Source organism: Cellulomonas sp. PSBB021, assembly GCF_002240455.1.
GTDB classification, from domain to species: Bacteria; Actinomycetota; Actinomycetes; order Actinomycetales; family Cellulomonadaceae; genus Cellulomonas; species Cellulomonas uda.
The window spans coordinates 125,316-150,920 of sequence record NZ_CP021430.1; the positions used below are offsets into that span (position 1 = coordinate 125,316).

A 25,605-nucleotide genomic window follows, 5' to 3' on the forward strand; every position below is an offset into this window, starting at 1 on the left:
TCAGTCGACGATCTCGCAGATCGCGGTGCCGGCGCTCACGCTCGCGCCGACGCTCGCGGCGAGGCCCGTGACCGTCCCACCGCGGTGCGCCACCAGCGGCTGCTCCATCTTCATGGCCTCGAGCACGACGACGAGGTCGCCCTCCGCGACCGTCGCACCGTCCTGCACCGCGACCTTCACGATCGTGCCCTGCATGGGGGACGCGAGCGTCGTGCCGTTGGCCGCCGCCTTCGGCCCGCTCGCGTTGCGACGCGCGGGCCGGCGCGGCATCCCCGCGCGGGCCGGACCGGGACGCCCCAGGCCGAGCGCGGCGGGCAGCACGACCTCGAGCCGCTTGCCGCCGACCTCGACGACGACGCGCTCGAGCGCCGGCGGCTCCTCCTCGGGAGCCGGGGTCGCGGCCGGCGCCTTGCCGAGCGTCGCGAGCGTGTCCGCGAACTCGGTCTCGATCCAGCGCGTGTGCACCGCGAACGGCGTGGCTGCGTCGGCCGGCGCGAACGCCTCGTCCTCGAGCACCGCCCGGTGGAACGGCACGACCGTCGGGATGCCGACGACCTCGAGCTCGGCCAGCGCGCGCCGGGCGCGCGCGATCGCCTGCGGCCGGTCGGCGCCGGTGACGATCAGCTTGGCGATCATCGAGTCGAACGCACCGGAGACCGTGTCTCCCTCGACCACGCCCGAGTCGACGCGCACGCCGGGGCCGGACGGGAAGCGCAGCGTCGAGATGCGGCCCGGCGCGGGCAGGAAGTTCGCGGCCGGGTCCTCGCCGTTGATGCGGAACTCGATCGAGTGCCCGCGCGTGGCGACCTCGTCGTAGCCGAGCGGCTCGCCCGCCGCGATGCGCAGCTGCTCGCGCACCAGGTCGACGCCCGAGATCTCCTCGGTGACCGGGTGCTCGACCTGCAGGCGCGTGTTGACCTCGAGGAACGAGACGGTCCCGTCGGCGCCGACGAGGAACTCGCACGTCGCCGCGCCCACGTAGCCGGCCTCGCGCAGGATCGCCTTGCTGGAGGTCACCAGCTGCTCGCGCTGCGCGTCCGTGAGGAACGGCGCGGGCGCCTCCTCGACGAGCTTCTGGTGGCGGCGCTGCAGCGAGCAGTCGCGCGTGCTCACCACGACGACCGTGCCGTGGGCGTCGGCGAGGCACTGCGTCTCCACGTGCCGCGGCTTGTCCAGGTAGCGCTCGACGAAGCACTCGCCCCGGCCGAACGCGGCGACCGCCTCACGCACCGCCGACTCGTAGAGCTCGTCGACCTCGTCCGCCGAGCGCGCGACCTTGAGGCCGCGGCCACCACCGCCGAACGCGGCCTTGATCGCGATCGGCAGGCCGTGCTCCGCGACGAACGCGTGGATCTGCGCCGGGCCGTCCACCGGGTCGGGCGTGCCCGCGACGAGCGGCGCGCCCGCCTTCTGCGCGATGTGCCGCGCGCTGACCTTGTCGCCCAGCGCCTCGATGGCGTCCGGCGACGGGCCGATCCACACCAGGCCCGCGTCTGTCACGGCGCGCGCGAAGTCCGCGTTCTCCGCGAGGAACCCGTACCCGGGGTGCACGGAGTCCGCGCCCGCGCGGAGCGCGACGTCGAGCAGCTTCTCGATCGACAGGTACGTGTCCGCCGCGCGGGCGCCGTCGAGCGCGAACGCCTCGTCCGCGAGGGTCACGTGCAGCGCGGTGCGGTCCTGGTCCGCGTAGACGGCGACGGACCCGACGCCGGCGTCACGGCAGGCGCGCGCGATGCGGACGGCGATCTCGCCGCGGTTGGCGATGAGGACCTTGCGCAGCGGGCGCACGGCAGAGGCGGACAGGCTGGAGGGCACGGCTCACCGTAACGCCCCGGTGTGCGGCGCGGCCTCGTCGTCGCCGCCCGCCGGAGAAGATTGGGCTTGCACCCAACCTGCGCGGCCCGGGTTTTGTAGGAACCCGACGACGCCCGCGCGCCGCTCGGGGGTCGGTGTCCGGACCCCGCTGCACGATCCCCACAACCCGGCCGTGGCGCACGGCGCGAGCGGGGCGGGTGGGTCAGGGGGTCCAGAGGGCCGGCAGCGGCAGGTCGACCTGGAGCAGGAGCGTGCGCAGCAGCGGCAGCGAGAGGCCGACGACGCCGTGGTGGTCGCCCTCGATGCGCTCGACGAACGGGCCGCCCCGCCCGTCGATCGTGAACGCCCCCGCCACCGTCAGCGGCTCGCCCGTCGCCACGTACGCCGCGATCTCCTCGTCGGACACGTCGGCGAAGTGCACGACGGTCGACGACGTGTCGCCCAGCACGGCCCCCCGCCCCGCCCCGAGCGTCCCGGGCCGCGGCTCGGGCGCGTCCTCGTCGGGCTCGCGCAGGTCCACCACCCAGTGGCCCGTGTGGAGCGTGCCCGCGCGTCCGCGCATCGACCGCCAGCGCGCGACCGCGTCGTCCGCGTCGCGCGGCTTGCCGAGGACCTCCCCGTCGAGCTCGAGCATCGAGTCGCAGCCCAGCACCACGAGGTCGGTGGCGTCCGCGAGGTCGTCGGGCAGGTGCGCGGCGACGTCGTGCGCCTTGGCCTGCGCGAGCACGAGCACCGCGTCCGCCGGGTCGAGCACGCCGTCCGCGTCCCCGTAGCGCTCGCGGGCCCGGGCCAGCACCGCGTCCTCGTCGACGGACGAGACCGCCACGAGCGGCTCGATGCCGGCGGCGCGGAGCGTGGCACGGCGGGCGGGGGAGGCGGAGGCGAGCAGCAGGCGGGTCACGGCCCGCACCCTACCCACGCAGGTCGCGGGGTCCGAGCCGCGCGCCGAGGGACGATTGTCGGGGTTCGCGCACAGGAACGTGGGTCACAATGGCGGTCGCGCGCTTGCGCAGCGTCGGGGGCCGACGCAGGACGCCGGGTGGCTCGGGAGGGCTCGTGGGCAAGGAGAACACCGTGGTCGACGTGGACGACGACGACCTCGAGCTCGACGACCTGGTCGACGACGACCCCGACCTGCTCGCGCCGCCGGACCCGGCGTGGCGGCGGCGCACCGCGATCGAGATGGTGGTCTCGGGCCTGATCGGCCTGTACGCGTCGTTCGTCCTGTCGATCGAGGCGCTCGTCCTCGCGGGGAACTCGAAGGCGGAGCTGAGCTGCAACTTCAACGACAAGATCAACTGCGCCACGGTCGCGAAGCACTGGGCCGCCGAGCTGCTGGGCTTCCCGAACGCGTTCCTCGGCATCGCCGCCGAGGCCGTCGTGCTGACCGTCGCGGTCGCGCTGGTCGGTGGCGTGGTGTTCCCGCGCTGGTTCATGCGCACCGCGCAGGCGATCTACACGGTCGGGTTCCTGTTCGCGTGGTGGCTGTTCTACATGTCGTACTTCGTGATCGGCGCGCTGTGCCCGTGGTGCCTGCTCATCACGCTCACGACGACCCTGGTGTGGGCCGGGCTGACGCGCATCAACATCCGCGAGGGGCACATCACGCTGCCGGGCCGGGCCGGCGCGGCCGGCCGGCGGTTCGTCCAGGCGGGCAACGACTGGTTCGTGACGATCGCGCTGCTCGTCGTCATGGCCGGGATGATCATGGTCAAGTACGGCTACACGCTGTTCTGAGCGGAGCGCGCGAGCCGCACGACGAAGGCCCGGACCCCGCACGGCGGGTTCTAGCGATCCCCGCAACGCCCTGTTTTCAGGGAGTTGCGGGGATCGTGCTTTCACCAGAGCTCAAGATGAGGTTCTTCGAGGTCTTCGACCGTGTCGGGAGTGCGACGCTCGCCGCTCGGGAGGTCGGCCTGAGCCGGCACACGGCGGCGGGGTGGGTGCGCCAGGCCGGTCTGCGTTCCGTGGGCGTTGGGGGGTGGGGGCCGCATCCGGGCAAGGGTGAGTACCAGCGGCTGCGGCGTGCGGGTGTATCCCGGCGTCGCGCTGCTGAGCAGGTGGGGGTCAACGAGCGCACCGCACGCGACTGGGACGGCGGCGTTCGTAAGACCCGCGGGGCTCGGATCTACCCCGACGGGCGCCGGGTGGACTATAAGACGGGCGTGACCACCCTTGTCCGAGCGCACGAGATGGTGTCGCTCGCGGCACTGGAGGCCGAGCTGGATCGGCGGTTCTTGACGTTGGCCGAGCGGGAGACGATCGCCGACCTACGCCGGCAGAATGCCTCGCTGCGTGAGATCGGTCGCCAACTGGGTCGGCCGGCGTCGACGATCAAACGAGAGCTGGACCGGCGGTCCGTCGACGGCGTCTACCGCCCGTATGCCGCCCAGCGGGCGTGGGCTAAGAGCCGCGCCCGTCCCAAGGCGGCCAAGCTCGCCGCCGACGGTCCGCTGCGTGAGTTCGTCGCCGCGAAGCTCGCGCAGCGGTGGTCACCCGAGCAGGTCTGCCACGCTCTGGTCGAGGACTTCCCCCACGACGAGAGCATGCGGGTGAGCACCGAGACGATCTACCAGGCGATCTACGTCCAGGCCCGCGGTGGGCTGCGCCGTGAGGTCGCCGACGCGCTGCGCACCGGGCGGACCCGCCGCAAACCCCACACGAGCCCGGACCAGCGCACGTCCCGGTTCGTTGACGAGATGGTGATGATCTGTGAACGCCCCGCCGAGGTCGAGGACCGAGCGGTGCCCGGGCACTGGGAGGGCGACCTGATCGTCGGCACCGGGTCGGCCTCCGCGATCGTGACCCTGGTCGAACGCTCGACCCGCTACGTGATGCTCGGGCACCTGCCCGGCGGGCACAGCGCCGAGGAGGTCCGCGACGTCCTGGTCCCGCTGATCACAACCCTGCCAGACCACCTGCGCGGATCGCTGACCTGGGACCAGGGCTGCGAGATGGCCGCCCACAAGCAGTTCACGATCGCGACCGGGGTGCCGGTCTACTTCTGCGACCCGCACTCGCCCTGGCAGCGCGGCTCGAACGAGAACACCAACGGGCTGCTGCGCCAGTACTTCCCCAAGGGCACAGACCTGTCGATCCACTCCCCGGCCGACCTCGAACACGTCGCCCAACAACTCAACGGCCGACCACGCAAGACGCTCGGCTGGAGAACCCCAGCCGAGCGTCTGCGTGATCTACTGACAACCACATAAGCCATCAGGTGTTGCGAGGACCCCGAGAATCCGCCCACAGGGGCCGGGCCTTCGTCGTGGGCGGGTCAGAACGCGAGCTTGAGGACGTCCAGGGGGAGCGAGCCGAGGTTGAGCGCCTTGGCGTGGAACGCGCGCAGGTCGAACGCGTCGCCGGCGGCGGCCCGTGCCGCGTCACGCGTCTGCTCCCACAGGCGCTGGCCGACCTTGTAGGACGGCGCCTGGCCCGGCCACCCGAGGTAGCGCATCCACTCGAACCGCACGAACGACTCGGGCATGTTCACGTTCGCGAGCAGGAACGCGAGCGCCTTGTCGGCGTCCCAGCGGCCGCCGCCCCACTGCTCGGGAGCGGGCAGGCCGAGGTGCACACCGATGTCGAACACGACGCGCGCCGCGCGCATCCGCTGGCCGTCGAGCATGCCGAGGCGGTCGCCCGGGTCGTCCAGGAAGCCGAGGTCCGCCATCAGGCGCTCGGCGTACAGCGCCCAGCCCTCGCCGTGGCCCGAGGTCCAGCAGGCGAGGCGGCGCCACGTGTTGAGGTCCGCCCGGTTGTACACCGCGGCACCGACCTGCAGGTGGTGACCCGGCACGCCCTCGTGGTAGACGGTCGTCTTCTCGCGCCACGTGTTGAACGTCGTGACGTCGGCCGGCACCGACCACCACATGCGGCCGGGCCGCGTGAAGTCGTCCGACGGGCCCGTGTAGTAGATGCCGCCGGACTGGGTCGGGGCGATCCGGCACTCGAGCGTGTGCAGCGGCTCGGGGATGTCGAAGTGCGTGCCGTCGAGCGCGGCGATCGCCGCGTCCGAGGTCTCCTGCATCCAGCGGCGCAGCTCGTCCTTGCCGTGCAGGGTGCGCGACGGGTCCGCGTCGAGCGCCGCCACGGCCTGCTCGACCGTGGCACCCGGCCCGGCGATCTGCGCCGCGACGGCCTCCTGCTCCGCGACGACCCGCGCGAGCTCCTCGAGCCCCCACTGGTAGGTCTCCTCGAGGTCCACGGCCGCGCCCAGGAACGCCCGGGAGAACAGCTGGTAGCGGTCGCGGCCCGCGGCGTCGTCGGTGGGGGCCTGCGGCGCGAGCTCGTCGCGCAGGAACTCCGCGAGCCGGCCGTACGCCTCGCGCGCACCCGCGGCGCCGCGCTCGAGCTCGGCGCGCACGAGCGCGCACGACGACGAGTCGTCCAGCGCGGCCGCGGCGGCCTCGCCCTGCACGAACTCGGTGAAGAACGAGCTGCCGGCGGCGAGCTCGACGGCCTGCGTCACACCCTCACGGACCTGGCGGACCGCCGGGACGAGCCCGCGCGCGGCGCCGGCCCGCAGGGACTCGACGTAGCCGTCGACCGCGTGGGGCAGCGCCGTCAGACGCGCCGCGATGTTCTCCCAGGCCTCGATGTCGCCCGTCGGCATGATGTCGAACACGTCGCGCAGGCCCTGGACGGGGGACGCGATGTTGTTCAGGTCGCGCAGGTGCTCGCCCGCGGCGTGCAGCTCGAGGTCCAGCCCGAGCCGCTCCCGCATGGCCGCGACCGTGATGCGGTCGACGTCGTCCACCGGCGCGAGGGCGTCGAGCTCGAGGAGCGTCGAGCGCGTGAGGTCCGCGCGCGCGTCGTGCCCCGCGGGGGACAGGTCGGTCATCTCGTGGTCGTGGCCCGACAGACCCATCGCTGTCGCGGACAGCGGGTCGAGCGAGGCGTAGGTGCTGACGTACTTCTCGGCGACGGCGTCGACGGCCGTGGGTTCACGCATGCGCCCGACCCTACTCGTCGGTAGCGACGCGACCGGGACCGGGGACGGCGGTCGCGGGAGCCGCGGTCAGCCGCGCAGGCTCCAGCGCCAGGAGTCCGCGCCGGGGGCGGCTGACGGCACCGGGCGGAGCTGGCGGCGGCGGTCGGACCACGCGGCTCGGGGCGCCGCGGGCGGGTCGAGCGGAGCCGCCGTCGCGGCCGCCATGATGCCCGCGACGAGCGCGGCGAGCTCGACGTCGTCGGGCGTGCCGCGCACCACCTGGAGCTGGCCGTCGTCGCTCACGCGTCGTCCTCGTCGTCGTCCTCGTCGCCGAAGTCCACGTGGGCCCCGCGCGAGACGCCCCACTCCGCGACCTCGAAGCCCGCGTCGACCAGCGCCTGCGTGAGGTCGCCCGCACCGGACTCGACGATGTCGAGCGCCGAGTCGAGCGTCCGGTCACCCGCGGCGGGCGTGCGGACCACGACGAGCCCCACGTGGAACGTGTCGGCCTCGTCGTCCTCGGACGGCGCGTCGTCGTGCCCGCCCTCGTCCTCCTGCCAGGTCATGCCCGTCAGGTCCGAGTGCATGCCCAGGCGGTCGTGGATCTGGTCGTAGAGCGCGGCGTTGAGCGTGCCCACGCGCGCCTCGAGCGCCAGGATGCGCGGGTCCTCGTCGGCCTCCGTGGAGCCGAACTCGGCGCGCACGCCCACCGCGGCGTCGACGTACTCGTGCAGCGCGGCGGCGAGCGCGTCGACGGCGGCGTGCAGCCCGGCCGGGTCCACGTCCGTCAGCGGAGCGGGCCCGTGCGTGGCCGAGTCGTGGCCCTCGTGGTCGTCGTCGTGACCGTGCCCGTGGTGCTCGTCGTGCTCGTCGTGCTCGTGCGTCATCGTCTGGTCCAGTCTCTACAGCGGGATGTTGCCGTGCTTCTTGGGCGGCAGGGACGCGCGCTTGGTGCGCAGGAGGCGCAGCGCCTTGGTGATCTCGGCGCGCGTCGCGGACGGCTCGATCACCGCGTCCACGTAGCCCCGGTCGGCAGCGTCCCACGGGTTGACGATCGCGTCCTCGTACTCCGCGGTGAGCCGCCGGCGCTCCGCCTCCACGTCGCCGCCGGAGTCGGCGACCTTCTTCAGCGCGCCGCGCTGCAGGATGTTCACCGCGCCCCCCGCGCCCATGACGGCGATCTGCGCGGTCGGCCACGCGAGGTTCACGTCCGCGCCGAGCTGCTTGGAGCCCATGACGATGTACGCGCCGCCGTACGCCTTGCGCGTGATCACGGTGACCAGCGGGACCGTCGCCTCCGCGTACGCGTAGATGAGCTTCGCGCCGCGGCGGATGATCCCGTTCCACTCCTGGTCCGTCCCGGGCAGGAACCCGGGCACGTCGACGAACGTCAGCACGGGGATGTTGAACGCGTCGCACGTGCGCACGAACCGCGCGGCCTTCTCCGCCGCGTTGATGTCGAGCGTGCCCGCCATCTGCTGCGGCTGGTTCGCGACGACGCCCACGGGGTGACCCTCGACGTGCCCGAACCCGACGACGACGTTGCCGGCGTACAGCGGCTGCACCTCGAGCAGCACCCCGTCGTCGAGCACCGTCTCGACGACCGTGCGCATGTCGTACGGCTGGTTGTCCGAGTCCGGGACGAGCGTGTCGAGCGCGAGGTCCCCGTCGGTGGGCGCGAGGTCGGTCTCGTGCGCGTACAGCGGCGGGTCCGAGAGGTTGTTCTGCGGCAGGTAGCCGAGCAGCGAGCGCACGTAGTCGATCGCGTCGTCCTCGTCGGACGCCAGGTAGTGCGCGACGCCCGAGCGGGTGTTGTGCGTGGTCGCGCCGCCGAGCTCCTCGAAGCCGACGTCCTCGCCCGTGACCGCGCGGATCACGTCCGGGCCGGTGATGAACATGTTCGACGTGCCGTCGGCCATCACGATGAAGTCGGTCAGCGCGGGGGAGTACACCGCGCCACCCGCCGACGGGCCCAGGATGAGGCTGATCTGCGGGATCACGCCCGAGGCGGCGACGTTGCGGCGGAAGATCTCCGCGAACTGCGTCAGGCCCGCGACCCCCTCCTGGATGCGTGCGCCGCCGCCGTCGCTGATGCCGATCAGCGGCACGCCGGTGCGCAGCGCGAGGTCCATGACCTTGGTGATCTTCTGCCCGTGTACCTCGCCGAGGCTGCCGCCGAACACCGTGAAGTCCTGCGAGTACACCGCGACCGGGCGTCCGTCGACCGTGCCGTGCCCGACGACCACGCCGTCGCCCGGGATGCGCTTCTTCTCGAGGCCGAAGTTCGTCGAGCGGTGCCGCACGAGCGCGTCGATCTCGGTGAACGACCCCGGGTCGAGGAGCTGGTCGATGCGCTCGCGCGCGGTCTTCTTGCCGCGCGCGTGCTGCTTGTCCACGGCGGCCGCCTCGGCGCTCGCCTGCGCCTCGCGGCGGGCCGCGAGGTCGGCCAGCTTGCCGGCGGTCGTGCGGGCGGGCGCGCTCGGGCTGGTCGCGTCTGTCTGCGTCACCCGACCGAGGCTAGTTGTCGGCACGCTCCAACGCGGTGCAGGGCGCGGACGGGTTTGCGCGTCGTTCGTCGTGCCGATCCCACAACACGCCGACGGCACGCCCGGCACGGCGCGATTCGGGGGCAGGATGGGGGGACCGGCACGAAGGTGAGGACGGGCGCATGACGACGCGACCAGCGCTGGACCCCGACGAGGTCCGCGCGCTGCTGCAGCGGCCGGACGGCCCGCTCACGCGGGTGGAGGTCGTCGCGAGCACGGGCTCGACCAACGCCGACGTGGTGCACGACCTGCGCGCGGACCCGCAGTCGTGGCCCGACCGCAGCCTGCTGGTCGCCGACCACCAGGTCGCGGGCAAGGGCCGGCGCGACCGGACCTGGCAGACGCCGGCCGGCGCCGCCGTGACCTGCTCGTTCGTCGTGCACCTGGGCATGCCCTCCGACCGGTACGGGTGGCTGCCGCTGCTCGCGGGCATGGGTGCGGTGCGGGCCGTGCGCGCGACGGCCGGCGTCGCGGCGTCGCTGAAGTGGCCCAACGACGTGCTCGTGCCCGCGTCGGGCGACGTCGAGGGCTGGGGGTCGGCGCGCAAGGTCGGCGGGGTGCTCTGCGAGCTCGTGCCGCTCGCCGACGGGACCGTCGCGGCGGTCGTCGGGATCGGCCTCAACGTGCTGCAGACCGCGGACGAGCTGCCCGTGCCGTCCGCGGGCTCGCTCGCGCTCGCGGGCGCGCGGCACGTCGACCGGCTCGCGGTGCTCGTCGGGCTGGTCGAGGCGCTCGAGGACGTGGAGTCGCGGTGGGACACCTCGGGCGGGGCGGTGCAGGAGTCCGGCCTGGCCGACGAGGTCGCGTCCGTCCTGTCGACGCTCGGCACCGGGGTCGCGGTGGACCTGCCCGGCGGGGACGTCCTCGAGGGCGTCGCGGTGCGCCTCGACGACGACGGTGCCCTCGTCGTGCGCACCGCCGCGGACGACGAGCGACGCGTCCTCGCCGGTGACGTGCGTCACCTGCGGACCCTGGCGTGAACTACCCTCGACCCGTGCCCGACCCTGCCGCCGACGCCCCCGAGGAGCACGCCGCCCTCGCGTCGACCGTCGAGGAGATCGACGCCGCCCTGCTCGGCGGCACCCGGCGGTACACCGCACGTGACCTGGCCGCTCGCGCGGACATCTCGCTCGACTTCGTCCAGACGTTCTGGTCGACGCTCGGCCTGCCGCACCCGGACCCGGACGACGACTACTTCTCCGAGAACGACGCGGACGCGATCGGCCGCGCCGCGTCGCTCGTGCGGGACCACGGGCTGGACCTGCGCACCGTCCTGACCGTGACCCGCGCGCTCGGGCACACGTCGGACCGGCTCGCGCTGTGGCAGGTCGAGGCGCTCGTGGAGGACATGTCCTCGCGCTACGAGCTCGACGACACCACGGCGCGCCTGCTCGTGCTCGACCGCCTCGCGGACCTCGCGCCCGTGCTCGAGGCGCAGCTCGTGCACTCCTACCGCCGTCAGCTCGCGGCGATCGCCGGCCGGTACGCCGCCGAGTTCGGCGACCTGGGCCGGCCCGGCGACGAGCCCGGTGCGCTGCCGCTCGCGCGCGCCGTCGGGTTCGCGGACATGGTGTCGTTCACGCGCCGCACCGCGGGTCTCGGGTCCACGGACCTGTCGGCGTTCGTGCAGCGGTTCGAGGCCGAGGCGCGCGACGTGGTCACCGCGGCCGGCGGGCGGGTCGTCAAGACGATCGGCGACGCCGTGCTGTTCGTCTCCGACACGCCGCAGGTCGGTGCGCTCGTCGCGCTGGGTCTCGCCGACGCGCTCGGACGCGAGCTCGACGTGTCGTCCGTGCAGGGGGCGGGCGGCCTCGCCGAGGGGGCGCGCGGGGTCACGCCCGTGCGGGTCGGGTTCGTGTGGGGGCGGGTCCTGTCGCGGTTCGGGGACGTGTTCGGGCCGTCGGTGAACCTCGCCGCGCGGCTGACGGACATCGCCGAGCCGTCGACCGTCCTCATGGACCAGGGCACGGCCGCGGTGCTCGCAGCCGACCCGCGGTTCGTCTGCGAGGAGCAGCCGGTCCGCGAGCTCCAGGGCCTGGGCACGGTCACCCCGGTCCGCCTGCGCGCCGCGACGAGCTGAGCTCGCGCTAGGCGGCTTCCGGGTCGGGCAGCAGGAGGTCGGGGCCGTTGTTGCGGACCGCGTTGACCAGCGGGCGCACCGGGGTGGGTTCGAGGGCCGGCGGGGTCGCGGCGAGCAGGTCGCTCGCGCCCGCGGCGTCGACGGCCGGGTCGAGCCACGCGTCCCACGCGGCGTGCGGGAGCATCACCGGCTGGCGGTCGTGGATGAACGCGAGCCGCTCGCTCGCGGGGCGCGTGAGGATCGTCGCCGAGACGAGCCAGCGGTCGGGGTCGTCGTCGGCCTTGGCCGGGTCGCGCCAGAACTCGTACAGGCCGGCGAGCGCGACGAGCGACCCGTCGTCCGGGTGGATGTAATACGGCTGCTTGCGCTGCACGGGCGCGTCCGGTGAGGGCTTGCGCCACTCGTAGTAGCCGTCGGCCGGGATGAGGGCGCGGCGCTGGGCGAACGGGCGCGCGAACGCGGACTTCTCGGCGACGCTCTCCACCCGCGCGTTGATCATCCGGTTGCCGACGGACGGGTCCTTGGCCCACGACGGGACCAGACCCCAGCGTGCGACGCGCAGCTGGCGGGTGATCTCGCCCGTCTCGCGGTCGGCACGCTCGACGACCATGCGCACGCCATCCGTCGGGGCGACGTTCCAGGACGGCGGCAGCAGGCGCACGTCGTCGGCGACCACCGCCACCGCGAACTCGTCGGCGATGGCCTGGTCCTCGCGGAAGGAGGCATAACGACCGCACATGAGGCACACCCTGCCACCCGCCGCCCACATGCGCCCCCGTCCCGGCCGGGTGGCCGGTTCGGGAGGTCTGACCAGGTCGTGGGTCAAGGCCGGGTCAGTGCGCGGGCGCGCCCGGGTCACGGGATCGAATCGATTCGCGCCGCGTCCGTCGGAGTGCCACCATGGTCACCGCGACAGCCGACGACGGACGCCGGCCGAGCAGTCGGCAAGAACGTTCGTCGGACCGCGGACCCACGCCCACGAGACCGATGACGGAACCCCGCACCCTGTGACGACGCTCTCCGATGCACCCACCCGCCGCGCGACGACTGATCACCACGACGTGAACCCCAGCGCCCAGCCCGCCCCCAGCACCTCCGCGACCCGCCACGACGCCGACACGAGCGGCACGTCCACGTACCGGCCCAACGCCAAGTACGTGCTGCTGCTCGGCATGATGTGCGCGCTGCCCGCGATCTCGAACGACATCTACCTGCCGTCGCTCCCGGACGTCGCACGCGACCTCGGAACGTCCGCCACCGCCGCGCAGCTCACGATGACCGCGATGATGCTCGGCGGTGCCGTCGGGCAGCTCGTCATCGGCCCGCTGTCCGACCGGTTCGGCCGCCGAGCGCCCGTGCTCGTCGGCGTGGCGCTGCACATCGTCACGTCGCTGCTGTGCGCCGTGGTCACCGGCGTCGAGATGCTCATCGCGCTGCGCGTCGCGCAGGGCTTCTTCAACGCGTCCGCGACCGTCGTCGCGATGGCCGTGATCCGCGACCGGTTCGTCGGCGCCGACGCCTCGCGCCTCATCTCGCGGCTCATGCTCGTCATCGGCATCGCGCCGCTGTTCGCACCGTCCGTCGGCGGGCTCATCGCCGGCGAGTGGGGCTGGCGGGCCGTGTTCGTCGGGCTCGGCGCGTTCGGTGCGTTCCTGTGGGTCGTGTGCTGGCGGCGCCTGCCCGAGACGCTGCCCGCCGCGCGCCGCCGCGACGGCGGTCTGCGCACCGCGCTGCGCGGCTACCGCTCGCTCCTGCGTGACCGGCACTTCCTCGCCCTCGCGATCATGCCGGGCCTCGGCAACGCCGTGCTCATGAGCTACGTGATCGGCTCGCCGTTCGTCCTGCAGGAGGGGTTCGGGCTCTCGTCGCACGAGTTCTCGCTGCTGTTCGCGCTCAACGGCATCGGGCTCGTCGCGGGCGCGCAGGTCAACGCCGCGCTCGTCCGCAAGGTCGCGCCCATCCGGATCATCCGCGTGGTGCTGCCCGCGTCGCTCGGCATGACGCTGGCGCTGCTCGTCGTGTGCGCCACCGAGTTCGGCGGGCTGCCGCTGCTGCTCGTCATGCTGTGGCTCGTCCTGGCCCTGGTGAACTTCGCGCCGCCGAACGCGTCCGCGCTCGCCCTGTCCCGGCACGGCGAGATCGCGGGCACCGCCGCTGCCATGATCGGCGCGACCCAGGCCGCGATCTCCGGCCTCATCTCGCCGCTGTCCGGCTTCCTCGGCGGCGACGCCGTCGCGATGGCCGCCGTCATGGTCGGGTCGTCGATGGCCGCGCTCGCGGTGCTCGCCCTGGCGACCCCCGCGTACCGCCGCGGCGGCGGCTGGACCGGCTGAGTCAGGCCCCGAGCCGCGCCAGGCGGCCGACCGCCTCGGCGAGCACGTCGTCGCGCTTGACGAACGTGAACCGCACCCAGGACCGCAGGGCCTCGTCGGTGGGCGAGCCGGGACGCGTGAACGCGCTGACCGGCACGCCCACCACCCCGCACAGCCGCGGCAGGTCCCGGCACAGCGCCACGCCGTCGTCGTAGCCCAGCGGGGCAGCGTCGGCGACGACGAAGTACGTGCCCTGCGGCCGCGCGACCGCGAAGCCCGCGGCGCGCAGACCCTCGCTCAGCAGGTCCCGACGCCGCGCGAGCGACGCCGCGAGCTCGTCGACCCACGCCGCCACACCCTCGTCCTGCAGCGCGAACGCGATCGCCGGCTGGAACGGCGCACCGTTCACGTACGTGAGGAACTGCTTGACGGTCCGCACCGCCGTGAGGATCTCGGCCGGCCCGCTGACCCAGCCGATCTTCCAGCCCGTGAACGAGAACGTCTTGCCCGCCGACGAGATCGTCAGCGTCCGCTCCGCCATGCCCGGCAGCGACGCCATCGGCACGTGCCGCGGCCGCGACCCGTCCGGGCCGGGCAGCGTCAGGTGCTCGTACACCTCGTCGGTCACGACGAGCGCGTCGTGCTCGCGTGCGAGCCGGCCGACCAGCTCGAGCTCCGCGCGCGTCAGCACCGCACCCGTCGGGTTGTGCGGGGTGTTGATCACGACGAGGCGCGTGCGGGACGTGAACGCCGCGGCGAGCGCCTGCTCGTCGAGCCGGAACCCGTCGGGCGTCGCGCGCAGGGGAGCGGTCGTGTGCGTCGCACCCGACAGCGCGATCACCGCCGCGTACGCGTCGTAGAACGGCTCGAGCGTGAGGACCTCGTCGCCGGGCCCGGCCAGCGCGAGGACCGTGGCGGCCATCGCCTCCGTGGCGCCCGCGGTGACGAGCACCTGCGTGTCCGGGTCGAGCTCGATGCCGTACCGGCGGGACTGGTGCGCCGCGATCGCCTGCCGCAGCTCGGGGATCCCCGGACCCGGCGGGTACTGGTTCACGCCCGCCGCGATCGACTCCGCCGCGACCCGCGCCACCGACTCCGGGCCGTCCACGTCCGGGAAGCCCTGACCCAGGTTCACCGCTCCCGTGGCCCCCGCGAGCGCCGACATCTCCGCGAAGATCGTCGCGCGCGGGGTGCCGTCCGCACCGAGCAGGTTCGCGGCCTTGGCGACGTCGACCCACCGAACAGCACTCATGGCAGCCGAGCCTAGGCCGCGACGAGACCGACTCGACGACTCGTCTCGGCACCTGTCGTTCGGTGCGCCCGTGGCCGCCGCGAACTCGTGGCCGCGCAGCGTCACGCGGGTGCCAGCGTAGAGCGACCCTACCGTGACGCATGCATGTCTGTGACTGCAATCACACCTGTTTGGGGTGATTGTGTCGCTAATGTCCGGCTGCGGTCGAAGTGCCGTAGCAATGTGGCCTAGAACGGTTCAAGAGAGTTGAGATGGGGGACAAGATGCGTTGGCGAACACGAGGCGCGTTGGCGGTCGGTGCGAGCGGAACTCTCGTTGCATTGACGGCATCGATGGCACTCGCAGCAGGCTCGACCGGCTGGCTGCCCAACAACCAGAGCCGTCTGCTCACAGTCGACGGTTGTGCCGTCGTCCAGTCGGGGTTCACCAACTACGCGAGTGCCGCGGAGAACTCCAGCTGCTCCGGTGACGTCGGCCTCGCGGTGAAGTACAAGCCGAGCTCGACCACGTACACGACCTCGGTTCTCTGGGCGGGCTCGTCGGTCAGGTGGAACGCCACGAACGTCACGTACGTCAACGTCTATCACTAGAGTCGCCCGCGACGCCTGGTGTCGTTCGCGTGGAGCGTGCGACACCAGGCGGGCACCGTTCGTCGGGGTCTCAGGGGGAGTGAAGGTGCAAGGATCTGTAAGGCGGCACTGGCTTGGGCGACTTCTGCCCATCGCTGTCGCCGCGTTGACGCTAGCGGCATGTTCGAGCGCAGGACCGTCAGAGTCGAGTTCGACTACGGATGTCATCTCGGAGGCGCTCGCCGAGGCCAAGGCGGAAGGCGCGGGACCCGAGCAGGTGCGGGCGCTCGAAGCGGCGACGGAAACCGGGGGCGTTCCCGTCGAGGTGGCGCGGGAGGCGGCTCGACGCACCGTCGCCTGCATGACCGCCGCCGGACTGGACGCGGAGTACTCGGAGCAGTCGCTGGCGGGAGGCCTTGTCGTGCCCGGGTATCTGGTCGCGTCGGCCGACGACGACGGCGCTGACGCGGCGCGGGATGCCACGATCGACGAGTGCGTCACCCGGGAGTCGCTGTGGATCAACAAGGTGCTCCAGCTGCAGCCGACGTCGATCCAGCAGAAGGAGGACTACGCGAACCAGCAGGAGTCCGTGCTCCGCGCATGCCTCGAGGAGCACGGGATCCGTACCGACCCTGACGCGAGCGGTGTTGATCTCGCGAACATGGCTGCCGAGGCACTTCGTGACGGAAGCGGCGCGTTCGACTGCCTCCACGAGGCGGGCATCGACACGTGGTGACCATTCGTCCGGGTCCGGCGGTCGGGGCGTTCGCAGTGCTCGCCGTGCCACTGGCCGTGGGCGCCGCGCTCGCGGTGTGGGCCTTGGCCTCGTCACCGCTCCAGTCCTCGGCCGACCCTCAACCCGTCGTCGCGCAGGTGCAGGCCGCGCAGCGCGACAACAGGACATCCACGACCGTGACGCTGAGCCCTGCGCCGACCGTGGAGGTCCGCAGCCAGTCCGCGGGGACGGTCACTGGGTCCGCCTTGCAGGAGGCGCGACCGCTCCGCACAGGCGACGTCGCGTACGAGGTGGACGGCCGCCCGGTGATCGCGTACGTCGCCGCCGCGCCTCTGTACCGCGACATCACCCCCGGCCTCCAAGGGAAGGACGTGGCCACGGCTCAAGACCTGCTCGTGGAGACGGGACACCTGAAGGCGACCGATCGTTCCTCGACCGACGCCATGCGTCGGGCGGTTCGCGCGTTCAACGCGGCGCACGGGTCAGGGACGGACGTCACGACTCTCGCGGCGGGCTCGCTGCTCTGGGTCCCGGAGGGGAGCGGCGCACCGGACGTCGTGATCGTCCGCGTCGGAGATGTCGTGCAGCCGCAGACACCGCTCTACGAGACCGCGCGCGGGGCCTCGACTGCCTCCGTCGCCGCTCCCGCAGCGGAAGTCGAACGCTCCCTGACCGTGGGGGCGGTCACGGTTCCCCTCCCTGCGGGGTCCACCGTCGTCACCGACCCCGACGACGTCGCCGATCTCGCGGAGGTCCTGGGAGACCAGGAGTCCGGCCCGGCTGTGCTGGCCGACGTGGCCCCGACGAAGGTCGGCACCGTGCCCGCGAGCGCGGTGATCGTCGACGAGAAGGGCGTGAGCTGTTACTTCCGCGGGCTCGAAGCCGACCCTGTGCGGATCGACGCGACGGCGGGAGGGTTCGGGCTCGTCGACGTCGACGCGGCGCTCGTCGGCACGCCGGTCCTGGTCAACCCGCGGGGCGTCGTGGACGATCTGTCGTGCGACTCGTAGCCGACGACCTGTCGTTCCGCTACCCCCGCGGCGACCACGACGTGCTGTCCAGTCTCTCGTGCGACGTACCGTCGGGCGCGTCAGCCGCGATCATCGGACCGTCGGGCTCCGGCAAGACGACGTTGCTCGCGCTCCTCGGTGGCCTGTTGGCCCCACAGCGCGGGCGCTTCCGGTGCGTTGACGACCAGGGAGGCGAGCACGTCCCGCGCGACGTCTCCACCTGGGTCCTCCAGACGGTCTCGCTACTGCCCGATCGGTCGGTGCTCGACAACGTCTGCGTCGGTGCGTACCTCGACGGGGCGTCGAGGTCCGAGGCGGTCCGGCGGGCGATGGGCAGTCTCGAGGAGATGGGACTGCGGGAGCGCGCCGAGGACCCGGCAAAGGTGTTGTCCGGGGGTGAGGCGCAGCGGGTCGCCATCGCGCGCGCACTGAGCTCGCACCGCACGGTCCTGTTCGCGGATGAGCCGACCGGTCAGCTCGACGCGTCGACGACGGCCGCGGTCCTCGACGCGATGCTCGCGTCCGCGCGGCGGACCGTGGTCCTGGTCACGCATGACGAGTCCGCCGCGGCACGATGCGACATCGTGCTGCGCCTGCGTGACGGGGTCCTGGTGACCGAGCGCTCGACGGTTGAGGCGGGGGGCGGATGACGCGCCCGTGGCCTACGAAGCTGTCCGTCCGTGAGGGCCTCGCCAACGCCGTCGCGGGTCGACGCCTCGCCGTGACGGTCTGCGCGACGGTGGCGCTCGTCACTGGAGGCGTGGGCTTGGCGAACGCGCTCGAGGTCTCGTCGCTCGTCGACGCCGAGAGGCGTTGGATCGACGCGGGTGCCTTCGTGTTCGTCGTCGAACCGGGCTCGAAGACGGACGATGCCGGGATCGACGTCTCGAGGTGTGACCGGCTGAGCGACGTCGATGGCATCGACGCCGCGTTCGCGGTGACGGTGACGGAGTCCACCGTCGAGCCCGCGCACGCCCCGGGGACGCGCGCGACTCTCGCAGTGGCATCGCCCGGCGTGTACGAGTTCCTCGGCGTCAGGGCTCCGGCAACTGGAGGCATTCTCGTGCCGCCGCCGGCGGCGACGAGCACCGGCCTCGCCGACGGCGAGCACTCGGTGTTCGTGGTCGAGTCGTGGGGACGGGACACGCACGAGGTCCCGGCGACTGCCGTGCTCGTCGACGACGGAGTACTCGCTGAGCAACTCGTCGGCGCCTACCTGCTGCCCACTGTGCTGACGGGTGAGGCGAAGCAGTGCTACGTGCGGACCGACGCGGCGCACGTGGACGAGGTCGGCGCTTACCTGCGTCCACACCTCGCGGACGACGATGGGACGCCTGCGCTCGTGCGCCCGCGTCTCGCTGAGAACTCGTACGGTCTCGACTTCGAGAACGCGTATGGCGCTCGCGTACTGCGGTGGGCGTGGGCGGCGGGGGCGGCGATGCTCGTCGCTCTCTGGGCCGTCCTGCAGTGGTCCCGACGTGCGAAGTGGGCGATCTACGCGACCTTCGGGGCCGATGCGCGAGCGCGGTTGACGGTGCAGAGCGCGGAGTGGTTGGTTCTGTCTGCGGCGGGCAGCGCGTGGGGGTGGGGCATGGCCGTCTCGTACGCGCTGGGGCTAGGCGCTGAAGCCGGGGTCGCACTCACGCAGGTCACCGGGCAGGTGGTGGCCACCTGGTGCGCGGCCTCGGTCGGAGCGGCGGCGGTGGGTCTGCTTCCCGTGGGAACGCTGCTCGATGCACTCAAGGACCGAACCTGAAGCTGGTCGGGCCATCGGCTTCACGAGATGCCCGTGTGACCCTCACTGGCCGACTTGATCGCGCCTCGCCGAGAACTCGTGCGGTCTCGACTTCGAGAGCGCGAACGGCGCTCGGGTACCGCGTTGGCCGCTCGGCGTCGGTACCGAGCGTCCTGAGCGCGCGGCGTCAGAAGGTGCCGGCGGCGGCGGTGACGCCGGCGATGACCATGAGGGCCAGCGACGACCACGCAGCGACGACCCACCACTCGACGTGGTGTCGTCGAACTGCTCGCCGGTCTGCCATGTCTCTCAAGATCGGCAGCCACGGGGGCAGAGACAAACTCCCGCGCAGCGCCCGGCCGGTCCGCAGGCAGGCCACCAGCTCGCGCTGCAGCGCCCCGCGTCCCTGGATGTAGAGCGCCTGGTAGATCGCCTCGTGGCTGATGCGCATGTCCTCATCGTCGGGGAAGTCGATGACCAGCCGCCGCGAGATCTGCTCCGGGCTCCAGGCCGTCGCCCACCGGCGGTCGCTGCGGTGCGGCTTGTTCAGGCACTTCCAGGTCGTCGCCGGCCCTGCCGCCAGCGTCCCGTCCGGTCGGCGCAACTGGCCGCTCAGCCGGACCTGGACGTACTCCTGCAGACGAGCGTTGATGACGAGCTTGGCTGGCTTGGGGCGCCGGGCGGCGGTCTGCGCCTTCCACTGCGCGACCGTCGCCCGGTACTCGGGCTCGCCGCCCCGGGTCGCCGCGTTGCGTCGCAGCTCCCGCGAGATCGTCCCCGGATCACGCCCCAGCTCGCGGGCGATCGCGCGAACACCAAGCCCGCGCGCTTTGAGAAGTGCGAGCTCCTCGCGCTCGTGGAACGACAGGTAGCGGCCGGTCGGCTCGGCCAGCGGCAACGGCGCCATCCCGCCAGCGTGACGAAACCACCGCGACCCGACCGGCCACGACACACCAACCCCGGCCGCGGCCTCCTCGGAACTCTTGCCCGCCGCGATCAACCGCCAGAACTCCCGCTCCACATGCCGAGCGGGAATCGGCCGCCCCGGTGAACGCATCGCCGGTCGCAACGCCCGGTCCACCTGCTGCTGCCGTCGCACCACCTGACACCTCCGTGATCACGAGGTGTTGCGACGACCGGTTGAGTCCGCCCTGGCTGCCTCGGTCCGCGTGCACGATCGCACCGGGTGCGGGCTGGCGGCGCCATATGGCCATCTGCAGGGCGTCGACGAGCAGCTCGGAGCGCATGTGGTCGGCGATCGACCAGCCCACGATCTTGCGGGTGAACACGTCCAGGACGGCAGCGCAGTAGACCTTCCCGGTGCTCGTGGGGTGCTCGGTGCTGTCCGTGCACCACAACCGGTCCGGGCCATCGGCGCTGAACCGGCGCTGCACGAGGTCATCGTGCGGCGCCGGCAGCGGTCGCTGGCCACGGCGTTTGCGTCGGTGACACACCCCGGCCAGCCCCGCCGCGCGCATCAACCTGGCCACGCGCTTGCGCCCGCAGGAGACCCCGAGCCCGAGGCGCAACTCCGCGTGAACTCTGGGGGCACCGTAGGTCGCGCGCGACCCGTGGTGGATCGCCACGATCGTCGCGGTCAAGGCCTGGTCGGCGACCGCGCGAGCACTCGGCGGCCGACGAATGGCGTCGTAGAGCCCGGAGCGGGAGATGCCGAGCACCCGGCAGGTCAGCGCGACGGGCACCCCGTCGGCCGCCAGCTCCTGGACCAGCCGGGCAGTCATTTTGGGAGGACGTTCTCCCGGGCGAAGAACGCCGAGACGCGCTTGAGGATCTCGACCTCCATCTCCAGCACCCGGTTGCGGCGGCGCAGCTCGACCAGCTCACGGCGCTCGTCCGTGCTGATGCCTTCACGGCGGCCCGTATCGACGTCGCCCTGGGCCATCCACCGGCGCAGGCATGACTCGCTGATCCCCAGATCGGACGCGACCTTCCTGACGGGCTGCTGGCCGCTACGGGCCAGGTCGACCGCTCGACGCCGGAACTCCGGCGGCTTGGCTGCAGGCACAAGGACTCCTCTCGGAGATGACATCGTCACCTCAGGGCAGGTGTCCGGGGAAGCGGGTCAGGCTCCCCTGGCCGCCGGCGGGCTGATCACATAGTCCCCACCCGAACGGCGAAGAGCCAAGCAAAGGTGTCCACGGAAGCGGGTCAGCCTCCAGCCGTCAATCCACCGGGAGGGGCGTCATCCACCAGCCGATGTCCCGGGAATTAGCCCGGAACGACCGTGTACTGGGCGTTTGCGCCGTACGCCTTTTCGACATTGTAAATGCGCGTGTAGACAACCTTCCACGGCATGTCAATGGTGGGTCTGCACTCACCGGTCAGGAGGCCGGCGGCCAGTACCGTCCCGTAGGGGTAGAACACAGGCCCGCCGGAGTCGCCGCCGGCGGCGGTGAAAGTCGCGGTACCGTACCCACACCACGTGCCGTCGTCGTAGCCGCATGTCTTGCCCGTCGTTGCGCCCTTCTTGCAGCGCAAGTCTCCAGTCCAAGTCGATCGCCACGGGCCATCAACCGAGTGAATCTCGTTCGACGAGACGTAGATCTTGCCGATGGCCGGAGCCACGGGGGAGGGCACAGAGAGGAATGCCCAGTCTTGGTCTGGGAGGTAGTTGGGTTCCCCCATGGCGGAACCACTCGCGTATGCGGGGAGGATGGTGCCGCTGCGTCGGATCGTGCCAGCATCCACGCAATGTGCAGCGGTTGTCGAGTATGTGGTACCTGTCGAGATCTTCTTCATCGCATACCCGCTCGTACAGTGCGTATAGCCGCCGACGTCAAGGAATACGCCTGAGGCGAGCGAGTGGCTTTTCACTTCAGGTTGCGCGGGGATCAGGACGACTGGACCTGCGACCACGTACCCGCCTGTCGCTAGCGCGGAGGTCATCGCCTTGGCGAGTTGGTCCACCTGACTCTCAGGCAGTTCGGCGGCCCGGGTCACGTTCGCAGCCAAGACGGTGGGGTCGGACCTGATCTGGTCCGGGTCGAGGTTGACCCACCACCGCTCTGCGATCGACGACCCGCTAATTGATCCGAGAGCCAGTTCTGTGAGGGCGCTCTCCACTCGGGTCTTGTACGCATGCGTGAATGGCAACGAGACAAACTCGTACTCAATGTCTGGCGCCAGATCCTTTATTGCTCTTTCCAGCGCGCTGGCATTGTCGCCAACTACGCCGATATATGCGATGGCGCGAAGCGGGTCAACGGCACCGCCGCCGAAGGCGTCGGGATGCTTCTCTGCAAGCAGGTCGAACGACTCGTACGCGGTGCGCGTGAAGGCGTCGCGATCATACCCCCAGAAGGGTGTTTTGTCGGGGAGGTGGCCGTCGTCGGCATTCTGCATCGCCACCGAGTACTGGGCAATGACTTCGCCAGCCTTCTCGCGTACCGGCTCGGTGAGTCTGTCGAACGTTTCTGGGTCGATCTCGTCCACGATCCGGACAGTGTCGTCTGCGGCCCGTACCGGCCCTCCGATAACTGACGCCCCGATCGCAATCGTCAGTCCCGCCAACGCGCTGATGCTCCTGAATCGTTGCAACGCTCCTCCTCCAGAAAAGTTGCCCAAAGGATGCCAGCGGCGAGAGTGCTGCAGCAAGAGTCCGGGGCTCTGACGTGGACGCCGTGGTCGTGACGGGTCAGGTCGCTGTGGTGCGTAGGGATTCCGGGGTCGGCTCAGGTGCGGGCGACCTCGGCGGGGGTGCGAGGCCAGTCCGGAGTGGGGCCTGTGGTGGTAGGTGTCGATGTACGAAGCGATCTCGTGATGTGAGTCCGAGCTGATCCATCACGAAGGCCCCTCGCGCGACCTGAACCAGGTCGAGGCCGCGACCGCGTCGTGGGTGCTGTGGTTCAACAGCGAGCGCACCCACACCGTGATCGACGACCTGACCCGGATCGAGGCCGAACAGGTCGACTACTCTCGCAGCGAACCCCTCGAACGAGCGAGCTGACACCACAAACCAGCCCTCCGGACACGCCGGCCAAGGCGACGGCCTTGAGGTTCTCGGCGGACCAGCGCGACAGGTCGGTGCCCTTCGACGAGGACCCCGTTGGCTCGTTGACACTTCCCGGAGCCGTCGGGCTTGGGGACGGTGGTCGCTCTGATCACCCGAGGAGGGTGATGAGCGATAAGCGCAAGTACTGGCAGTCGCGCCCGAGCAGGCGACCGAGGTCGTGCGACCCTCTGCTACGCCAGTGGTGACTCAACTTGCAGGCGGTTCATGGCGCTTGGGGAAGAGCGTCTGTAACAGTTCGACACGCCGGGCCCGTCTATGTCTGTAGAACTAGCAGTGAGGAAGGGGCGTCATGGCGGTCGAGCCGCTGGACTCGGTGGACGACATCGGCGGCTTTGTCGCGCGCTATCGACCCGCGATGCTTCGCCTGGCGCTGGGGCTCTGCCGCGACCTCGACACGGCTGAGGACGTGGTTCAGGAGACACTCGCCCGACTAGTTCCTCGGTGGTCTATGGTCTGCGCCGCCACTTACCCGTGGGCCTACGTCCGCCAGGCCACCGTGCGGGTGTTCCTTAGTTCGCGCGACGAGCGCACCGTATACGTGTCGGAACACGCCGACGTAGCGGACGGCCACGACGCGATGGCGGGCGTCGACGACCTGGACGCCGCAGTGCGCCGGATCCGGTCACTGCCTGCCCGTAGCCGGGCGGTGCTCGCGCTGCGGTACATCGAAGAGCTTGACGATCAGACGATCGCGGACGTGCTGGGGACGACACGCGCCGCGGTTCGCGTCGCTGCGCACCGCGCCCTTCGACAGCTCGCTGTCCAAACGGAGAGGCACAGGGAGATCAAGTGATCAACGAACGAGCGTTCGCCGACAAGTTTCGCGTGACGGTCCAGCGCGAGCTCGCGCAAGCCTTGCGGTGCGATGCGTGCTCGGACTCTCGCGAGCATGTCGAAGTCCTGCCCGTGGTAACGCTTCCCCCAGGACGACAGCCGCGCCGCGCTTTGCTCATCGCGGGTGTCGCGGCGTCCGCGGCGCTGGCCGCTGCACTCGCCGGAGCAGTGTCGCACCAGGTTGGGAGGGAAGCTTCGACGAATCTTGCAGACACGACGAGCGTGGGCGGACAGGAACCCCGCGCCACAGCGCCGCCCAGCCCCCACAAGGTCGAGGCGGTTGTGTCCGAGGGAATCCGCACGTTCCTGGGACCGTCGCTGTACACACTGGCAAGTCGCGACGGATGCCTGGTCGACGAGGCGCGAGGGTTCGTCCTTGCACTCGACACGAGCTGGCGCTGGGATGCGCAGACGGCGACGCTGACCTCCGTGGCCACGGGAAAGAGCTATGGCCTCGGTGACGACGTCGAGATGGCGGGCAACGGGTACGGACGGCTGACGATTCCGGAGGCATGCGCTCACGTCGATCTGCCGCTTCGCGGCGTCTGGGACCCAGCGGCAGGAGGCCGATAGCCTGGTGAACTCATGGCTGCCCTGTGGCGTGACTTCTGGCCCAGGTAACGAAGATCGTGCTGGAGTCCGCGCTCGAGGGTGAAATCACCGCTCACCTGGGTTACGAGAAGCAAGAGAAGGACGCCTCGCGGGGAGGGTAACGCCCGTAACGGCACCCGGGCGGAGACAGTGCTGATCAAGGGTGGCCCGGTGCAGATCGAGGTCCCCAGGGACCGGGCTGGCACGTTCGAGGCGGTGCGGCGTGCCGCGGACCGCCCGATCGACCGCGGTGAGGCACCTCGTACTTGACGGTCGGTCGGGTCGATGCTCCATCACGCCGACGAGCTCGTGCGCGCGATGGATGCACGGACAGGCCGCTGAGCCACCTTCCGTGCCGGCCTGACCGCGCACGGCGCCGATGACGGCGACGAGCGCGCCGGGTCAGAAGGTGCCGGCGGCGGCGGTGAGGCCGGCGATGACCATGAGGGCCAACGACGACCATGCAGCGACGACCCACCACTCGACGTGGTGGCGTCGAACTGCTCGACGGTCTGCCATGTCTCTCAAGATCGGCACCCGCAGCCGCAGAGACAACGTCCCGCGCCGAACGGTCGAGAAATCACCCGAACGGGCGCCATTCGCCGTGCAAGACGGCGCGGCCGCGTGATTCAGGAACCGGAGGCCGAGCGCAGATCGTCCGCGACGTCCTGGAGCTGACCCGCCAGGGCGCTCAGACCGTCCGCGGCGTCGCCGCCCGCGTCCGCCGCGGCGTCGTCGAGGGCCTCCTTCGCCTCGTCCACGCGGGCGCGCGCGTCGTCCAGCGCCCGCTGCGACCCGGACGACGCGTCGTCCTTCGCGGCCTCGGCGGCGGCCTTCGCGTCGGCGAGCGCGGCCGTGGCCTCGTCGAGCGCCGCCTGCGCCTCCTTCTTCTTCTCCGGCGTCAGGTCGGCGAGCTGGTCGCGGACCTCGTCGGCCCGGGCGCGGGCGTCGTCGACCGTGCTGCGCAGGCCGTCGATGGCCTCGCGAGCCTTGTCGACCTGCGCCTTGGCCTGGGAGGCGGCGTCGCTCACCGCCTTGCGGGCGTCGTCCGCCTCGGAGCAACCCGCGAGCGTGAAGGACGCGGTCAGCGACGCGGTCAGGACGAGAGCAGCGGCGAGACGTCGGGGGGTCGTCGTGGTCACGCGGACACGCTTCCCGA

Annotated in this window: 26 protein-coding genes and 1 pseudogene; 13 read left to right on the plus strand and 14 right to left on the minus strand. The window is 71.6% G+C overall.

Annotated features, from left to right (window positions below; genetic code table 11):
• Positions 1-1,815: a biotin carboxylase N-terminal domain-containing protein gene (locus CBP52_RS00580; protein WP_232514586.1), complete on the minus strand. Its 1,815-nt coding sequence runs from the start codon at positions 1,813-1,815 to the stop codon at positions 1-3.
• Positions 1,816-2,017: 202 nt separating this feature from the next.
• Positions 2,018-2,716, minus strand: a complete 699-nt coding sequence (locus CBP52_RS00585) for a nucleoside triphosphate pyrophosphatase (protein WP_094182027.1) — start codon at positions 2,714-2,716, stop codon at positions 2,018-2,020.
• A gap of 173 nt (positions 2,717-2,889) precedes the next feature.
• On the opposite strand from CBP52_RS00585, the gene CBP52_RS00590 reads away from it, so the two are divergent.
• Complete coding sequence (locus tag CBP52_RS00590; RefSeq protein ID WP_232514587.1) at positions 2,890-3,552, plus strand: vitamin K epoxide reductase family protein; 663 nt, start codon at positions 2,890-2,892, stop codon at positions 3,550-3,552.
• 455 nt (positions 3,553-4,007) lie between these two features.
• Positions 4,008-5,027, plus strand: coding sequence for an IS30 family transposase (locus CBP52_RS00595; protein ID WP_198303555.1), 1,020 nt, complete (start codon positions 4,008-4,010; stop codon positions 5,025-5,027).
• A gap of 65 nt (positions 5,028-5,092) precedes the next feature.
• Here the strand turns inward: CBP52_RS00595 and CBP52_RS00600 are convergent, their stop codons facing one another.
• From CBP52_RS00600 to CBP52_RS00615, 4 genes are all read right to left on the minus strand, one after another.
• Positions 5,093-6,769, minus strand: a complete 1,677-nt coding sequence (locus tag CBP52_RS00600) for a DUF885 domain-containing protein (RefSeq protein WP_094179390.1) — start codon at positions 6,767-6,769, stop codon at positions 5,093-5,095.
• A 66-nt stretch (positions 6,770-6,835) separates the two neighbouring features.
• On the minus strand, positions 6,836-7,051 hold the full coding sequence (locus tag CBP52_RS00605) for an acyl-CoA carboxylase subunit epsilon (protein WP_094179391.1): 216 nt from the start codon (positions 7,049-7,051) through the stop codon (positions 6,836-6,838).
• On the minus strand, positions 7,048-7,635 hold the full coding sequence (locus CBP52_RS00610; RefSeq protein WP_094179392.1) for a hypothetical protein: 588 nt from the start codon (positions 7,633-7,635) through the stop codon (positions 7,048-7,050). The genes CBP52_RS00605 and CBP52_RS00610 overlap by 4 nt, the downstream gene beginning before the upstream one ends.
• 15 nt (positions 7,636-7,650) lie before the next feature.
• Positions 7,651-9,255: an acyl-CoA carboxylase subunit beta gene (locus CBP52_RS00615; protein WP_094179393.1), complete on the minus strand. Its 1,605-nt coding sequence runs from the start codon at positions 9,253-9,255 to the stop codon at positions 7,651-7,653.
• Positions 9,256-9,416: 161 nt separating this feature from the next.
• Here CBP52_RS00615 and CBP52_RS00620 point away from each other — a divergent pair, with 161 nt between their 5' ends.
• Together CBP52_RS00620 and CBP52_RS00625 are read left to right on the plus strand one after the other, a co-directional pair.
• Positions 9,417-10,274, plus strand: coding sequence for a biotin--[acetyl-CoA-carboxylase] ligase (locus CBP52_RS00620; protein WP_094179394.1), 858 nt, complete (start codon positions 9,417-9,419; stop codon positions 10,272-10,274).
• A 14-nt stretch (positions 10,275-10,288) separates the two neighbouring features.
• The gene (locus CBP52_RS00625) at positions 10,289-11,374 is read left to right on the plus strand and encodes an adenylate/guanylate cyclase domain-containing protein (RefSeq protein WP_232514588.1); all 1,086 of its coding nucleotides are present in this window, start codon (positions 10,289-10,291) and stop codon (positions 11,372-11,374) included.
• 7 nt (positions 11,375-11,381) lie between these two features.
• On the opposite strand, the gene CBP52_RS00630 is transcribed toward CBP52_RS00625, so the two are convergent.
• Positions 11,382-12,113, minus strand: a complete 732-nt coding sequence (locus CBP52_RS00630; RefSeq protein WP_094179396.1) for an SOS response-associated peptidase — start codon at positions 12,111-12,113, stop codon at positions 11,382-11,384.
• Between the two features lie 322 nt (positions 12,114-12,435).
• Here CBP52_RS00630 and CBP52_RS00635 point away from each other — a divergent pair, with 322 nt between their 5' ends.
• A complete protein-coding gene (locus CBP52_RS00635) occupies positions 12,436-13,707 on the plus strand; it encodes a multidrug effflux MFS transporter (RefSeq protein WP_369826253.1) in 1,272 nt (423 codons plus the stop codon).
• 1 nt (position 13,708) lies between these two features.
• Here CBP52_RS00635 and CBP52_RS00640 read toward each other — a convergent pair whose 3' ends face one another.
• Entirely contained in the window at positions 13,709-14,938 is a 1,230-nt protein-coding gene (locus CBP52_RS00640) for a pyridoxal phosphate-dependent aminotransferase (RefSeq protein ID WP_094179397.1), read from the minus strand.
• A gap of 332 nt (positions 14,939-15,270) precedes the next feature.
• Between CBP52_RS00640 and CBP52_RS17380 the strand changes: the two genes are divergently transcribed.
• The 5 genes from CBP52_RS17380 (at position 15,271) to CBP52_RS00650 (ending at position 19,009) form a co-directional block, all read left to right on the plus strand.
• Positions 15,271-15,528, plus strand: a complete 258-nt coding sequence (locus CBP52_RS17380; protein ID WP_157732450.1) for a hypothetical protein — start codon at positions 15,271-15,273, stop codon at positions 15,526-15,528.
• 340 nt (positions 15,529-15,868) lie between these two features.
• Positions 15,869-16,243, plus strand: coding sequence for a hypothetical protein (locus tag CBP52_RS17385; RefSeq protein ID WP_157732451.1), 375 nt, complete (start codon positions 15,869-15,871; stop codon positions 16,241-16,243).
• Positions 16,240-17,253, plus strand: a complete 1,014-nt coding sequence (locus CBP52_RS17390) for a hypothetical protein (RefSeq protein ID WP_157732452.1) — start codon at positions 16,240-16,242, stop codon at positions 17,251-17,253. Before CBP52_RS17385 ends, CBP52_RS17390 begins: the two co-directional genes overlap by 4 nt.
• Positions 17,241-17,903 (plus strand): ABC transporter ATP-binding protein, encoded by a 663-nt coding sequence (locus CBP52_RS17395; RefSeq protein ID WP_157732453.1) that lies wholly within the window; start codon positions 17,241-17,243, stop codon positions 17,901-17,903. Before CBP52_RS17390 ends, CBP52_RS17395 begins: the two co-directional genes overlap by 13 nt.
• Positions 17,900-19,009: a hypothetical protein gene (locus tag CBP52_RS00650; RefSeq protein WP_094179398.1), complete on the plus strand. Its 1,110-nt coding sequence runs from the start codon at positions 17,900-17,902 to the stop codon at positions 19,007-19,009. The genes CBP52_RS17395 and CBP52_RS00650 overlap by 4 nt, the downstream gene beginning before the upstream one ends.
• Positions 19,010-19,334: 325 nt before the next feature.
• Here the strand turns inward: CBP52_RS00650 and CBP52_RS00655 are convergent.
• The 4 genes and pseudogenes from CBP52_RS00655 to CBP52_RS00670 all read right to left on the minus strand — a co-directional run.
• Positions 19,335-19,886 (minus strand): annotated as a pseudogene (locus tag CBP52_RS00655) (transposase); the annotation flags it as partial.
• On the minus strand, positions 19,771-20,730 hold the full coding sequence (locus tag CBP52_RS18620; RefSeq protein ID WP_094179399.1) for an IS3 family transposase: 960 nt from the start codon (positions 20,728-20,730) through the stop codon (positions 19,771-19,773). The pseudogene CBP52_RS00655 and the gene CBP52_RS18620, both read right to left, overlap by 116 nt.
• Positions 20,727-21,014: a transposase gene (locus tag CBP52_RS00665; protein WP_157732454.1), complete on the minus strand. Its 288-nt coding sequence runs from the start codon at positions 21,012-21,014 to the stop codon at positions 20,727-20,729. Before CBP52_RS00665 ends, CBP52_RS18620 begins: the two co-directional genes overlap by 4 nt.
• Positions 21,015-21,217: 203 nt before the next feature.
• The gene (locus tag CBP52_RS00670) at positions 21,218-22,441 is read right to left on the minus strand and encodes a hypothetical protein (RefSeq protein ID WP_094179401.1); all 1,224 of its coding nucleotides are present in this window, start codon (positions 22,439-22,441) and stop codon (positions 21,218-21,220) included.
• Positions 22,442-23,310: 869 nt separating this feature from the next.
• Here CBP52_RS00670 and CBP52_RS00675 point away from each other — a divergent pair.
• The 3 genes from CBP52_RS00675 to CBP52_RS18060 all read left to right on the plus strand — a co-directional run bounded on the left by CBP52_RS00675 (position 23,311) and on the right by CBP52_RS18060 (position 24,716).
• A complete protein-coding gene (locus CBP52_RS00675) occupies positions 23,311-23,814 on the plus strand; it encodes a sigma-70 family RNA polymerase sigma factor (RefSeq protein WP_094179402.1) in 504 nt (167 codons plus the stop codon).
• Positions 23,811-24,428 (plus strand): hypothetical protein, encoded by a 618-nt coding sequence (locus CBP52_RS17400; protein WP_141319598.1) that lies wholly within the window; start codon positions 23,811-23,813, stop codon positions 24,426-24,428. Before CBP52_RS00675 ends, CBP52_RS17400 begins: the two co-directional genes overlap by 4 nt.
• Before the next feature lie 168 nt (positions 24,429-24,596).
• A complete protein-coding gene (locus CBP52_RS18060; RefSeq protein ID WP_232514589.1) occupies positions 24,597-24,716 on the plus strand; it encodes a hypothetical protein in 120 nt (39 codons plus the stop codon).
• Positions 24,717-24,848: 132 nt separating this feature from the next.
• Here the strand turns inward: CBP52_RS18060 and CBP52_RS00690 are convergent, their stop codons facing one another.
• Positions 24,849-24,965 (minus strand): molybdopterin oxidoreductase, encoded by a 117-nt coding sequence (locus CBP52_RS00690; RefSeq protein WP_198303506.1) that lies wholly within the window; start codon positions 24,963-24,965, stop codon positions 24,849-24,851.
• 110 nt (positions 24,966-25,075) lie between these two features.
• Complete coding sequence (locus CBP52_RS00695; RefSeq protein ID WP_094179404.1) at positions 25,076-25,588, minus strand: hypothetical protein; 513 nt, start codon at positions 25,586-25,588, stop codon at positions 25,076-25,078.
• Positions 25,589-25,605 lie beyond the last annotated feature (17 nt).